At 69.4% G+C, this 12,668-nt stretch carries 13 protein-coding genes; 8 read left to right on the forward strand and 5 right to left on the reverse strand.

All coding sequences use genetic code 11. From position 1 onward, the window contains the following. Positions 1-104: 104 nt before the first annotated feature. Both Q2K19_RS22725 and Q2K19_RS22730 read right to left on the reverse strand, forming a co-directional pair. A complete protein-coding gene (locus tag Q2K19_RS22725) occupies positions 105-254 on the reverse strand; it encodes a hypothetical protein (protein ID WP_302763543.1) in 150 nt (49 codons plus the stop codon). 179 nt (positions 255-433) lie between these two features. Beyond that, positions 434-1,369 (reverse strand): S1 family peptidase, encoded by a 936-nt coding sequence (locus tag Q2K19_RS22730; protein WP_302763544.1) that lies wholly within the window; start codon positions 1,367-1,369, stop codon positions 434-436. Positions 1,370-1,752: 383 nt separating this feature from the next. Here Q2K19_RS22730 and Q2K19_RS22735 point away from each other — a divergent pair, with 383 nt between their 5' ends. The 7 genes from Q2K19_RS22735 (at position 1,753) to Q2K19_RS22765 (ending at position 7,982) form a co-directional block, all read left to right on the forward strand. After that, positions 1,753-1,845 carry a twin-arginine translocation signal domain-containing protein gene (locus Q2K19_RS22735; protein WP_302763546.1) on the forward strand — a complete coding sequence of 31 codons (93 nt, stop codon included), beginning with the start codon at positions 1,753-1,755 and terminating at the stop codon, positions 1,843-1,845. Between the two features lie 400 nt (positions 1,846-2,245). Next, a complete protein-coding gene (locus tag Q2K19_RS22740; RefSeq protein WP_302763547.1) occupies positions 2,246-3,799 on the forward strand; it encodes an ABC transporter substrate-binding protein in 1,554 nt (517 codons plus the stop codon). An 11-nt stretch (positions 3,800-3,810) separates the two neighbouring features. Continuing rightward, complete coding sequence (locus Q2K19_RS22745) at positions 3,811-4,761, forward strand: ABC transporter permease (RefSeq protein WP_302763549.1); 951 nt, start codon at positions 3,811-3,813, stop codon at positions 4,759-4,761. Continuing rightward, positions 4,758-5,657: an ABC transporter permease gene (locus Q2K19_RS22750; RefSeq protein ID WP_302763551.1), complete on the forward strand. Its 900-nt coding sequence runs from the start codon at positions 4,758-4,760 to the stop codon at positions 5,655-5,657. Before Q2K19_RS22745 ends, Q2K19_RS22750 begins: the two co-directional genes overlap by 4 nt. Beyond that, entirely contained in the window at positions 5,654-6,457 is an 804-nt protein-coding gene (locus tag Q2K19_RS22755) for an ATP-binding cassette domain-containing protein (RefSeq protein ID WP_302763554.1), read from the forward strand. Before Q2K19_RS22750 ends, Q2K19_RS22755 begins: the two co-directional genes overlap by 4 nt. Then, entirely contained in the window at positions 6,454-7,233 is a 780-nt protein-coding gene (locus tag Q2K19_RS22760; RefSeq protein WP_302763555.1) for an ATP-binding cassette domain-containing protein, read from the forward strand. The genes Q2K19_RS22755 and Q2K19_RS22760 overlap by 4 nt, the downstream gene beginning before the upstream one ends. Continuing rightward, positions 7,230-7,982, forward strand: a complete 753-nt coding sequence (locus Q2K19_RS22765; RefSeq protein WP_302763556.1) for a DUF1684 domain-containing protein — start codon at positions 7,230-7,232, stop codon at positions 7,980-7,982. The genes Q2K19_RS22760 and Q2K19_RS22765 overlap by 4 nt, the downstream gene beginning before the upstream one ends. A gap of 227 nt (positions 7,983-8,209) precedes the next feature. Here the strand turns inward: Q2K19_RS22765 and Q2K19_RS22770 are convergent, their stop codons facing one another. After that, on the reverse strand, positions 8,210-8,899 hold the full coding sequence (locus tag Q2K19_RS22770; protein WP_302763558.1) for an alpha/beta fold hydrolase: 690 nt from the start codon (positions 8,897-8,899) through the stop codon (positions 8,210-8,212). Between the two features lie 50 nt (positions 8,900-8,949). Between Q2K19_RS22770 and Q2K19_RS22775 the strand changes: the two genes are divergently transcribed. After that, complete coding sequence (locus Q2K19_RS22775; protein WP_302763559.1) at positions 8,950-9,645, forward strand: helix-turn-helix transcriptional regulator; 696 nt, start codon at positions 8,950-8,952, stop codon at positions 9,643-9,645. A 113-nt stretch (positions 9,646-9,758) separates the two neighbouring features. Here Q2K19_RS22775 and Q2K19_RS22780 read toward each other — a convergent pair whose 3' ends face one another. Then, positions 9,759-11,060, reverse strand: coding sequence for an MFS transporter (locus tag Q2K19_RS22780; RefSeq protein WP_302763560.1), 1,302 nt, complete (start codon positions 11,058-11,060; stop codon positions 9,759-9,761). 116 nt (positions 11,061-11,176) lie between these two features. Then, positions 11,177-12,664, reverse strand: coding sequence for a DNA-3-methyladenine glycosylase 2 family protein (locus tag Q2K19_RS22785; RefSeq protein ID WP_302763562.1), 1,488 nt, complete (start codon positions 12,662-12,664; stop codon positions 11,177-11,179). Positions 12,665-12,668: the final 4 nt, after the last annotated feature.

A 12,668-nucleotide genomic window follows, 5' to 3' on the forward strand; every position in this document is an offset into this window, starting at 1 on the left:
TCTCGCGGAGCGCGCGGAGATCGGCCCGCTGCCAGTCGAGTTCCCGATCCGAGAGCGAACGTTCCGCCCACCAGCTCAGAGCTTCCAGCCGGTTGTCGGCCAGCTCACGGTTGAGGAATTCCGCAGCCCACGTCCACTAACGAGGCGCCGGGGGAGAGGTCCAGCAGCTCGTAGCTGCGCTGTCGTAGACGCACCACGCCCGCCTCGGTCTCCGCGGCGTCGAGTCGCGCGATCAGCCCGGCAGTGGCATCCATCGTGCCTCCTCAGAGGCGCGCACCCGGAGAAGTGACGGCGGTGGTGTCCGGACCAGGAAGCCGGACACCACCGCAGCCCTTTAGCAGGGAGACGTCCCCGTTGCTAGTCGGATCCGCATAGTGGTGGCGCGCTTGCAGCGAGGCACAAGCCCCGATGCATCATCACGGTCAGCGCTGGGTCATCGGCCTTTGCCGCCGGTCCGTCCTGCTGAAACGATCGTGGCGCCGCTGGTCTGCCGGATCCAGTCGGCGATCCGATCCACCCGCGCCGTCGTCTCCTCTTGGGAGTGCGGGCACGACGGCCCGTCGGATTCAACTGAGACCAGCGTCTGCGTGCCGTACGTGTCTTCGGTGAAGTACGGAGCGCCGGAGTCCCAGAGGCATGCGCTGGTGTCAGCCGCGGGCGCGTAGCCGACCACCATGGCGGAGGAACCGGTAACTCGGGTGATCTTGAACTGGCCGGTCTGGAGGTGGGTTGCGGGCGTGGGGTTGACCGAACCGGTGGAACCCCAGCCGGTCATCCGCAGGATCGTGCGGGTCTTCGGGGAGCTGGCGCTGACCGACAGCGGCGTGATGTCCGCGATCGGTGTGGCGAGCTTGGCCAGCGCCACATCGTGTCGGGATGCCTGCCGCACCTCGACGACGTCGACGACATACCCGTTGGTGGCTGTCAGGTCCGTGCGTCCGACGGTCGCGGTGGTCGCGTACGGCACCGGTCCGCTGACTCTCCTGCCGGAGGTGTCATGGAAGCAGTGCCCGGCGGTGATGATCCACTGCGGTGCGACCAGAGCGCCGGAGCAGGCGCTGTCGTAGACGGTGCCGTCGGAGCGCGGGATGTTGGTCATGGTGAGCTTCGTTGAGAACTGGTATTGATCACCGGCCACGGGAGTGCCGTTTGCGATGGCGTTTGCCACGCCGGGCGCAGCCACGATGGCGGACAGTCCCACCGCTGCAAAGGCCAGGCTCTTTCGCCGGGTTCGGGCCCTGGCGAGGTCGGCCTGGCGCGGTGCCGTGTTCGCGGCGATGGCCGGCGGTAGCCCGATGGTGTTGGCGGTCAGCGCACTCCCCGCGGATGCGCTGACCAGCTTGCGGCGTCGTTGGCGGTGTAGAGACATGGAATCCTTACGCCAGAGGGACGCGCCGGATCGTTCCGGCCGGGACAGGAACCGATTCTGTCCATTTGCACAACGTTGAGCCGACGATCGTCGTTACGGACGCCCTTTGCCTTGCTGGCCGACCGGAAAATCGCGACCAGGCGGCTGGCTTGCAGGGCGGCCGAGCCTCGCGACCGGCGAACCAAGCCGTCAGCAGCCGCCTCGCCAGTAGGTCATAGATTCAGGACCCAGACGAGGCGCGGCCAACCCGACCAGTCGCCCGTTGCGGATACCTGGCAGCGAATCAAGATCAGGCGTCCTGAGACGAATGAGCGCTGACCCTTTTCCCCCCCGCCCGCGCCCATGCGGGACGGCGGCCTTCCCCTGCGCGATCGGAGGCGCTCATGAACGTTCTCGACCCGACCACCGTCTCGCGCCGAGGTTTCCTCGGCGGCGTCGCCAGTGCGACCCTCGCCGGGCTGGCTGCGCGGCCGTGACGATACCGACGCGATGAGTTGCTCCCGCAACGGTGAGGGCTCGGACTTGAGCCGCCTCCCGGTCCCTCACCACGCACGCACGCCACGTAGCGATTGCACACGGGGCTCGGATCTGTGTCGAAGGACACGAGCGCCGGCTTGCCGCCCCAACTGCGTGATCATGTAGCCTGACCTGCGTGAACACTGCGCCGTCGTTGGACCGGACCCCGCTGGCGGTCCGTGTCGTCGCCGCGCGCCGTATCTGCTGTTGTTGACGGTCTGACACCCCGGCCCGCGCCCGTGGCTGCCGCGCCACGCTGCCCGCGCGCCGTCATCAACGTCTGATCTTCCTCATTTACGAGCTTCAATCACTGCGTCCCGCGCTCGCGTGACGCAGGTTCCGTCTGCCTGGAGTAAGGACATGATCTCTCACCGCAGCCCCTCGGCTGGCCTACCCTTCGCACGCCGGTTGCGCCCGCTCGGCGCGCTCGCGGCCGCCACCACCCTCGCGGTGCTGCTCGCCGCTTGCGGCTCGTCGACGAGCCCCGGGGCGACGGGCGCCGCCGAACCCGACGCGACGATCACGGTCGGTTCGCTGAACGAGCCGACGACGCTCAATACGATCAAGGGCGGCAACACCGGCCACGCCCAGGTGCTGCTGCGCAACGTCGTCGAGGGGCTCACGGTGCTGACCGACGACGGCAAGGTCGAGCCGCTGCTGGCCAAGTCGTGGGACGTGTCGCCGGACGGCACGGTCTACACGTTCCACCTGCAGCCCGGCGTGGCCTTCTCCGACGGCACCCCAGTGAAGTCCAGCGACGTGGTGGCCGCGCTCAAGCGGGTGACGTCCGACGAGTCGACCAGCGCCCGCAAGAAGAACCTCTCGATCATGAAGACGATCGAGGCGCCGGAGGATGACACCGTCAAGGTCACCCTGTCGACGCGGTCGCAATCGTTCCTGTTCTACCTCACCAGCACCGGCGCGGCTGTCACCAAGCCCGACGCCGGCAACCCGGAGGCGACGGTGATCGGCACCGGCCCGTACACCCTGACCTCCTGGAAGCAGGGCGACTCCATCACCCTGACCCGCAACGACAAGTACTGGGGCACGAAGGCCAGCAACAAGCAGGTGGTGTACCGCTTCTTCAAGGACGCCACCGCCGAGAACAACGCGCTGCTCGCCGGCCAACTCGACCTGGTGACTCAGGTGTCCTCGCCGGATGTGCTCACCCAGTTCGAGAACCAGCCGCAGTTCTCCATCGTGGAAGGCACGTCGACGACGAAGGAACTGTTCAACTTCAACGATGCCATCGCCCCGTTCACCAACCCGGACGTACGGCACGCCATCCGGCAGGCCGTTGACCGCAAGGCGCTGCTGACGGCGGTGTGGGCCGACCGGGGCCAGGTCATCGGCTCCATGGTTCCGCCCACGGACCCCTGGTACGAGGACCTGAGCGGCATCGACGACCACGACGTGGCCGGCGCCAAGCAGTTGCTGGCCAAGGCCGGATACGCACGCGGTCTGTCCTTCACTGTCGACTACGTACCGTCGGACGCGATCAACATCATCGCGCAGGGGCTGAAGAGCCAGCTCGCCCAGGCCGGTATCACCATCACGCTGAACCCCGTTGACGACGCGACCTGGACCGACAAGGTCTACAAGAACCACAACTTCCAGGCCACCATCATGACCCACGTCAACCAGCGCGACCTGGTCTGGTACGGCGACCCGACGTTCTACTGGCAGTACGACAACCCGCAGGTGCAGAAGTGGGTCAAGGACTCCGAGACCGCCGCGACGCCCGACGAGCAGACCGCCCTGCTGAAGAAGGTGGCACGGCAGATCTCCGAGGACGCGGCGAGCGCCTGGCTGTTCCTCGACCCCGCCATCAAGGTCGCCAGCACCTCGGTCGCTGGCTACCAGAAGAACAACACCACGGACAGCTTCTATGTCGCGCCGATCACCAAGCGCTAGGCGATAAGCGGGTGCTCAGCTACCTCATCCGTCGGGTCGCCTGGCTGATCGGTTCGCTGTTCGTCGCGGGCTCGGCGGTGTTCTTCCTGCTCCGGGTCCTACCGGGTGACCCGGCCGTCACGCTGCTGGCGGTCGGGTCCTCCCCGGACCAGATCAATGCAATCCGGCACCAGCTCGGCACCGACCGGCCTGTGCTGACGCAGTACGGCCACTGGTTGGGCGACCTGGTGACCGGGAACCTCGGGGACAGCCTGTTCACCCAGATACCGGTGCTCGATCAGATCGCCGGCCGGCTTCCGGTCACCGTACCGCTGGCGCTGAGCGCGTTCGTGCTGTCGATCGTCGTGGCCGTACCGATCGGGGTGTTCGCCGCGGTACGGCGGCGGGGTCTGCTCGGGGTGGCGGTGTCGACGCTGGCGCAGTTGGGGATCGCGCTGCCCATCTTCTGGGTCGGGATCGTGGTGGTCTGGCTGGTCGCGGTGCAGTGGCGGGCGCTGCCGCCGGGCGGGTTTCCCCGCACCGGCTGGCAGGACCCGGCAGCCGCGATCCAGTCCCTGGTTCTACCGGTGGCGGCGCTGACCATCGCACAGGGGTCGGTGCTGGTGCGCTACGTACGCTCGGCGACGCTCGACGTGCTGAGCCAGGAGTACGTGCGCACCGCCCGCTCCCTCGGGTACAGCCTGCCGCGGGCGCTGTGGCGGCACGGACCCCGCAACGGCGCCGCAACCGTGGTCCAGATCCTGGGCATCCTGCTGGCCAGCTCACTGCTGGGCACCGTGGTCATCGAGAGCGTCTTCGCCCTGCCCGGCCTGGGCTCGCTGCTGTTGACCAGCGTCAAGGCCCGCGATCTGCCGATCGTGCAGGGCACCGTCTTCCTCATGACGGCGACCGTGCTGGTGATGGGGCTCGTCGTGGATGTCGTGCAGCGGCTGGTCGACCCGAGACTGAGAGCACGGACATGAGCACACCCTTGGTCGAAGCGGTCGAAACAATCGAGGCACTCGACACCGCTGCCCGGCGACGCCGAGGCTGGCGCTCGCCGTCGTTCGCGCTCGGCGCGGCGCTGCTGCTGGCGGTTCTCGCCCTGGCGCTGGTGTCGCTGGTCTGGTCCCCGTACGGGCTGGACCACACCGAACCGGCGGCCCGGCTGGCGGGCCCGTCCGCACGGCACTGGGCGGGCACCGATCGCCTGGGCCGTGACCAATTCACCCAACTGATGCTCGGCGCGCGTACCGCGGTGTGGATCGGGCTGGCCTCAGTCGCGGTGGCGTTCGTCATCGGCGCCCCGTTGGGCCTGCTCGCGGCGGCCGCCGGCCGGTTCGTCGAGAACGCCGTCGTCGGAGTGATCGACATCGTGATCGCCTTCCCGACCCTGCTGCTGGCGATGCTGCTGGTCACCGTGTACGGCGCGTCGACCGCAGTCGCGATCAGCGCGATCGGGATCGGCGTCTCCGCCGAGGTCGCCCGGCTGACCCGGATCTCGGCGAGCCGGGTGTTCACCCAGGACTACGTACTCGCGGCGCGTACCTGTGGCACCGGCCCACTGATGATCCTGGTCCGGCACGTCCTGCCCAACATCTGGCACACCCTGCTGGTGCAGGCCGCCCTCGCCTTCGGCGTCGCGGTCATCGCCGAGGCGTCGCTGTCGTACCTGGGGCTCGGCACTCCGCCGCCCGCGCCGTCGTGGGGCCGCATGCTCCAGGAGGCGCAGTCGACGGTGAGCGTGGCCCCGTGGAACGTCCTGCTGCCCGGCCTCGCAGTCGCCGTCACGGTCGTCGGGGTCAACCTGCTCGGTGACGGCCTGCGGGAAGTCCTCGACCCGCAGCTACGGCAGGAAAGGCAGGCAACGGACCGATGACCGTCCTGGAGACCACCGGGCTGACCATCACGCTCAACGGACAGCCGCTCGTTCGCGACGTCTCGTTCGGCCTCGACGCCCGCGACCGGGTCGGCCTCATCGGCGAATCCGGTTCGGGCAAATCGCTGACCGCGCTGGCGCTGCTGGGGCTGCTACCGCCGGGCATGCGCACGAGCGGCCGCCTCCTCATCGACGGCGAGGACCACCTCGGCGCGCCGGACCGGCAGTGGCGTCGGGTCCGCGGCCGCACCGTCAGCATGGTGTTCCAGGAGCCCCTGACCGCCCTGGACCCGCTGATGCCGGTCGGCCGCCAGATCGCCGGTCCGGTACGGCTGCACCAGGGCCTCAACCGCAGCGACGCCGAGCGCCGCGCGATCGAATGGTGCGACCGGGTGCACCTGCCTGACCCGGCCCGGCTGGCACGGGCCCTGCCGCACGAACTCTCCGGTGGCCAGCGACAGCGGGTGGCCCTGGCGATGGCCCTCGCCTGCCGGCCCCGGGTGCTCATCGCCGACGAGCCGACGACCGCACTCGACGTGACCGTACAGGCGCAGATCCTCACCCTGCTCGACGAGCTGATCGAGGAGACCGGGGTGGGCCTGCTGTTCATCAGCCACGACCTGCCGGTCGTCGCCGGACTGGCCCGCCATCTCCTGGTCATGCGCACGGGCCGGTTGGTCGAATCCGGCCCGGTCGACGACGTGCTGCGCCGGCCTCGCTCCGACTACGCCCGGCAGCTCGTCGCGAGCGCCGCCCGGGTGACCCGGCTGGCCCCGACCGTGCCCAGGGAGGACCGATGAGCGATCCGATTCTCAGCGGCCATCAGCTCACCCGATGGTTCCCGGGCCGTACCCACCCGGCGCTCGACGGGGTGGACGTCACCGTGCGCCCGGGGACCAGTCTCGGGATCGTCGGCGAGTCGGGCGCCGGGAAGTCGACCCTGCTGCGGCAGCTGCTCGGTGTGGACCGCCCGACCTCGGGCGAGATCCGCTTCGCCGGCCAGCCCCTCGACCGGGTTCAAAACCGCGCGTTCCGTCGGCAGGTCCAGGTCGTCTTCCAGGACCCCCGGTCGTCGCTGAACCCCCGCATGTCGGTCGCGTCGATCGTCGCCGAGCCGCTGCGCTCGCTGCGCATCGGTACGGACCGGGCGGCCCGCGCCGAGCGCGTCGCCGAGGTGCTCACCGCGGTAGGGCTGCGCCCGGAAGACGGACGGCGCTACCCGCACGAGTTCTCCGGCGGCCAGCGCCAGCGCATCGCCATCGCGCGGGCGCTCGCACCGGCCCCGCGGATCCTGCTCGCCGACGAGCCCGTCAGCGCCCTCGACGTCTCGGTCCGGCTGCAGATCATCGACCTGCTGAAGGATCTCGTTGACCGGCTCGGGCTCACGCTGGTGCTGGTCTCGCACGACCTGGCGATCGTCAGCCAGCTGTGCCAGGAGGTGCTCGTCATGCGCCACGGCCGCGTCGTCGAGCGCGGCGCGACTGCGGACGTGCTGACCAACCCCGCCGACGAGTACACCCGTGCCCTGCTGGCTGCCATCCCGCAGCTGCCTGTCGACCTGGTGGAGGAACTGTGACCTTTGTTGATCAGTGGCAGACCTGGCATGCCGACCGTGAAACGGCCGTGTCGGCGCCGGGCGGGGACCTCACGCTGACCGGCACTCACTGGCTAATGGGGCGCACCGAGATCGACGGGATTCCCGGCACCTGGTGGGCCGACGGAACCGACGTACGGGTGTCCGGTGCCGAAGGCCTGCTCGTTGGCGGCGTACCGACCGCCGAGGGCCTGCTGCGCCCCGACCAGCGACTCATGGTGGGCGATGTCGAACTGAAGATCATCCGCCGCGGCGCCGACGTGGCGGTACGGACCTACGACCCACATGCGCCGGCGGTGCGCCGGTTCGCCGGCATCGACGCGTTCGGCCCCGACCCCGCCTGGGTGGTGGCCGCCGAGTTCACCCCGGCCGACGCCGACCAGACGGTGCGCACCGAACACAGCCACTCCGACCGGCTGGTGGACTACCCGGTCGTCGGCACGTTCGCCTTCACCGTTGGCGGCCAGCACGCCGAGTTGGTCGCGCTGTACACCGGCCACGAGGGCGAAGCGCACCTCACCTTCCGGGACGCCACCAGTGGACGGGAGAGCTACGGCGCGGCCCGGTTCCTGTTTCTGCCCCTGCCGGCGGCAGCGGGCCCGGTCACGCTGGACTTCAACCGCGTCACCCTGCCGCCGTGTGCGTTCTCCGATGCCTTCATCTGTCCGCTGCCACCCCCGGGGAACGTGCTGCCGTTCGCCGTCCGGGCTGGCGAAAGGGCAGTGCTTTGATCAGCCAGCCGGCCAGGTGCTGATGGCGAAGCTCAGGTCAGGTCGCCGAGCCGCCGGCATTCCGGATCATCTGGCGCAGCACCTTCAGCGCGATGACGTGGTCGGCCGCCGGGTGGCTCGGACTTTACGACGCACGCTAGTAGGTCGGTCCTCCAGCGACGGTCACGTAGATGTCCTGGTCGTGAAGTTGTTCCAACCGAGGACTCCTGCCCGTCAGTCGATCGGTGTCACGGCCTTGCATCGAGGAATCGCCTGATTGCAGCCGCGACGGCTTGGTGGTCTTCGAGCATCGGTAGGTGCCCCGTATTCAGGTCGTTCTGCCAGGCGGCGCCGAGTCGCTGGGCGCATCGTTGTTGCAGCGCCATCGGCAGCTCATGGTCACCGGTGGTGCGCAGGTAACCGCGCCACCCGCTCCACGACCGGTGAGCGGTCCGGTCTCGATAGAGGGCGGGTGACTCGGGCGTGAAGTCGGCGATGATGCGGTCGGCGACCTCCTCGTCCAGACCATGGGCGAGGCCACGTCTGATCGCCGAGGCCGGCGGCCGGGTCCCGGCGAATCGCATCGCGGCACTGAGCACCCACCGGTTCGGCACCGGCATCGCCGAGATGAACGATCCTCCCGGCTGCGGGATGACGGCACTGATCGCCAGGAACGCGCTGACGCGTTCGGGCACGAGCCGGGCGACTTCGGCGCCGATCACACCACCGGCCGAGTGCGCGACGATCGCGTACCCACCCGGCGGTGCGGAGTCGATGACCGCCTGGGCGTAGTCGCGCAACCGGGCTCGGCCGCCCTGCGGTCGGGAAGCGACCCAGGTCTGCTGCCCTTCGCCGAGGTCGCGGCGGACGTCATCCCAGATCCAGGCGGGAAGCCCGGCGCCGCTGAGGAACATGATCGGTTCGCGTGAAGTGCTCATGGCACCATCGTCACCCCCAGCAATGTCACCGGTATGTCACTATTTATTGGATGAAGCGCACCGACCGTCTCTACGCCTTGCGTGAGGAACTGCGGCGCGCGGGGCCCGCCGGGCGCTCGGCGGAACGACTCGCCGAGGTCTTCGAGGTCAGCGTCCGCACCATCAAACGAGACATTTCGACTCTGCAACACGGCGGCTTCCCGGTCTGGGCTCGACCCGGACCCGGTGGCGGCTACGTCGTTGACGCCGCCGCGACCCTCCCGCCGGTGAACTTCACCGACGCCGAGGTCTCCGGCCTCGCCGCCGCCGTGGCCGCCCACCGCGGACAGCCCTTCGACAGCCACGCCCGTGCCGCCCTCGTCAAGGTGCTCAGCGTGATGGACACCCGCGCGCGAGAAGACGCCACCGCGTTGAACGGTCGTGTCTGGATCGACCACACCGACACACCCGGCGACGCCCGGACTCGACACGCGATCGAGCAGGCACTCCACGCACAACGCGTCCTCGTCGTGGATTACCGCGACCGGCATGGCACGCCTACCACCCGGCAACTCGATCCCGTGCTCCTGGCCCGCACCCGAGGACACTGGTACCTCGTCGGGCACTGCCACACTCGTCAAGCGATCCGCTGGCTCCGCCTCGACCGCGTGAGCGCCGCACGCCTGACCACCCAGCCCGCCACTCGTATCCCCATCGAAGCCGTTGGCACGCCGCCCACCACCGCCCAAGCCATCGCCGAACTGTGACGCCATCCACCATCGCCGACCACTCCGCTACTACGGTCGCCCGACTGACAAGCATGGATTTCGAGCTGAGCCATCCCAAGGCAGCACGGCCGTCGACGGGCCAGTAGTCGAGCCTACTGGGCGGGTTGCTCCGCGTACGGACGCCTCCGCTCCGCCCACCTCACGACGGGGGGCGTCACCAGACCCGCCACGACGAACACTCCGCCGAGCAGGAGCCAGCCGGGCACTCCCCAGGCGATGCAGCACAGCGCCAGCACGGAGGGAGCAAACACGTTCGCGAGGCCGGCTGCGAATCCGAACAGCCCCATGTACTGCCCTTGGGCGTGGGCGGGGGCGAGGCTGAATCGGAGTTCCAGTGAGCCCGCCGTGTGCCACAGTTCACCGATCGTATGAACAACGATGCCCATCACGATGCCGGCGAGGGCAAGCCACGAGGGAAGCCCTGCCGCTGCGGCCATCGCGGCCATGCCGATGAAGAACGCCATACCCGAACGGCGCAGGGCTTTCCCCGCGGCGACGTTGCCATCGACCCCTCGACTGGCCCTGACTTGGAGCAGTACCACCAGAGCGGTATTGACCAGCGCTGCTGCGCCGACCAGCCAACGGGGCGCGTCGGTGTGCCGGACGATCCAGAGCGGCAGGGCGAATAGCAGCACCTGGTGGTGAATCGACATGATGCCGTCAAGCACGGTGACGGCGAGATACCCGCGATCCTTCACCGCCTCCCAGCGGTTGGCCGTTGGCGGCACGGGGACGGGCGGTAGCGACGGCAGCGCCGAAATGATGCCGGCACTCGCCACGAAACTGAGCGCGTTACCCAGCACGAGGGCCAGGTAGGCCGGACGTGTGTCGAACTGCACGGCGAAGCCGGCAGCCACGGCAGCGCAACTCCCCGCGAGATTCGCGACCGAGCGTAGGTAGGCGCGGTACCTGGTCAGGCTGTCGCCGCCGACTCCGCGAACCAGCGGGCCGCGCGCCGCGCCCCCTGCTGACCTGGCGAGTTCACCCAGGCACAGCGCCACCAGGACCAGCCAGAACGACTGCACGAGCACCAGCGCCGCCATCGCCGCACCCTGAATGACGAGCGTCCAGAGGTAAACCTCTCGCGGCCCTCGCCGGTCGGCGAGATGCCCGACCGGCACACCAGCAAAAAGACCAACAGCAGCCGCGATGCCCATTCCTAGACCGACTTGAGCCAATGGGAGCCCGACGACGCGGGTGAAGAAAAGCGCGGCGCTGACCATAAAGACGCCACTGCCAATCATGTTGACGAACGTCGCCAGCGCGAGAATCTGCTGTGGACGCGTCTCGGGAATCAGTCCGCGTCGGACCAGCGTCGACCGTCCTCGCTCGTTGTCGCCGACCAATTCCGGTCCGGACGGTTGACCAGCTTTTTGGTCCTGTAGTGCCTGCACAGATCTGGGATCCTTCCCTTGGGCCAGCTCGGCGAATCTAGTGAGATTGCCTTGTGCTTGCCATCAGCATCCCGGCCGATACCGAACATGATGGGTCCCTGCTAGGTTTATTGGTGTCAAGCAGAGGGTGTCTGTCGCCCGCAGACCCGCTCCGCCGATGGCCGCGAGTCCGGCTGTCGAGGTGAGCAAACGATCGACCGGGCTCGCCAGAGCAGGTGGGCCCCGTAGCCGCGCCACGGCCGCCATCGGTTGGCACGCCGCGTGAGGCCGGCTGCGTCGGCGGGCAGCTCGTGCGCCCTGGCCGCCGATTGCAGGCCGGGGTCGGCGACGGGAAAGGCGTCCGGATCGCCGAGCGCGTGCAGCATGAGGCCTTCGACCTGGGCGGGCCCGAGACCGGGCACGGCGAGCAGGCCGCTGCGGATCGCCGCCCGGTCGGCGCCCTCGTCCAGGCATAGCTCGCCGGTGCCCAGGCGTTGCGCCAGCTCCCGCACCATTCCTGCCCGTGCCGCGGGTAGCGCGACGTCAGCGGCGGCGATGGCTGCGGGGTTCGGAAACGTGTGGGTCAGCCCGCCGTCGGGGCTGGGCAGCGGCTCGCCGAATGCAGCGGCCATGCTCTCCGCGTGCGGGCCGAGCACGGCACGCAGCGCAACCTCCGCACCGTCCACCGGGCCCGGTAACCGCAGACCGGGCACCGCTTTGGTCAGCGGCGCGAGGGCTGGGTCGGCGGCCAGCACGGGCAGGTAGCTCGCCGGGTCGGCGTCCAGGTCGAGCAGGCGTCGGCAGCGGGCCACGGCGGCGCCCAGGTCGGCCACGGTGGCCAGCCGGAACGTCGCATGCACGTGGTTGGGTGCCGGACGCAGCGTTACGGTCCCGGGCCCGCCGGGTAGCCGGAGGACCCGCCGGTATGCGCCGTCGGCGTACTCCTCGATGCCGGGCAGCGCGCGGGCCGCCAGCCAGCCGACCACCCCGTCCGGGTCGTACGGTGGCCGGACGGCCAGCCGCAGAGTGAGGCCGGCGGCCGGGTGTGGATGGCCGCGCCGGCGCACCGCCGCCCGCAGTTGCGACGGCGTGGCGTCGAAGACCTCCCGGAGTGTGTCGTTGAACTGCCGGATGCTGGCGAAGCCGGCCGCGAAGGCGACCTCGCCGAACGGCATCCCGGTAGTCTCGACAAGCAGCCGCGCCTGGTACGCCCGCTGCGAGCGAGCCAGTGCGAGCGGCGGGGCACCGACCGCCTCAACCAGCAGGCGGTGCAGATGCCGGACGCTGACCGCGAGCTGCCGCGCCAGCCCAGGTACCCCTTCGCGGTCCACCACACCGCCCGCGATCAGCCGCATCGCCCGACCGACGACGTCGGCCCGGGTGTTCCACTCCGGCGATCCGGGCACCGCGTCCGGGCGGCAGCGCTTGCAAGCGCGCAGCCCGGCGAGTTGGGCGGCAGCGGCGGTCCGGTAAAAGGTGACGTTGGCCGGCTTCGGGCAAACCGGCGAGGGGCAGCTCGGTCGGCAGTAGATCCCGGTGGTACGTACCCCGACAATGAACCAGCCGTCGAAGCGTGGGTCGCGGCTGCAGGTCGCCTGGTAGCACCGCTCGAAGTCGAGCTCCATCTCC

Origin of the sequence: Micromonospora sp. NBRC 110009 (assembly GCF_030518795.1) — a bacterium.
GTDB lineage: Bacteria > Actinomycetota > Actinomycetes > Mycobacteriales > Micromonosporaceae > Micromonospora.

Bases quoted from the DNA above. Each gene is read 5' to 3' on its own strand.
- Q2K19_RS22725 (WP_302763543.1), bottom strand. From the start codon at position 254: ATGGATGCCACTGCCGGGCTGATCGCGCGACTCGACGCCGCGGAGACC.
- Q2K19_RS22730 (WP_302763544.1), bottom strand. From the start codon at position 1,369: ATGTCTCTACACCGCCAACGACGCCGCAAGCTGGTCAGCGCATCCGCG.
- Q2K19_RS22735 (WP_302763546.1), top strand. From the start codon at position 1,753: ATGAACGTTCTCGACCCGACCACCGTCTCGCGCCGAGGTTTCCTCGGC.
- Q2K19_RS22740 (WP_302763547.1), top strand. From the start codon at position 2,246: ATGATCTCTCACCGCAGCCCCTCGGCTGGCCTACCCTTCGCACGCCGG.
- Q2K19_RS22750 (WP_302763551.1), top strand. From the start codon at position 4,758: ATGAGCACACCCTTGGTCGAAGCGGTCGAAACAATCGAGGCACTCGAC.
- Q2K19_RS22755 (WP_302763554.1), top strand. From the start codon at position 5,654: ATGACCGTCCTGGAGACCACCGGGCTGACCATCACGCTCAACGGACAG.
- Q2K19_RS22760 (WP_302763555.1), top strand. From the start codon at position 6,454: ATGAGCGATCCGATTCTCAGCGGCCATCAGCTCACCCGATGGTTCCCG.
- Q2K19_RS22770 (WP_302763558.1), bottom strand. From the start codon at position 8,899: ATGAGCACTTCACGCGAACCGATCATGTTCCTCAGCGGCGCCGGGCTT.
- Q2K19_RS22775 (WP_302763559.1), top strand. From the start codon at position 8,950: ATGAAGCGCACCGACCGTCTCTACGCCTTGCGTGAGGAACTGCGGCGC.
- Q2K19_RS22785 (WP_302763562.1), bottom strand. From the start codon at position 12,664: ATGGAGCTCGACTTCGAGCGGTGCTACCAGGCGACCTGCAGCCGCGAC.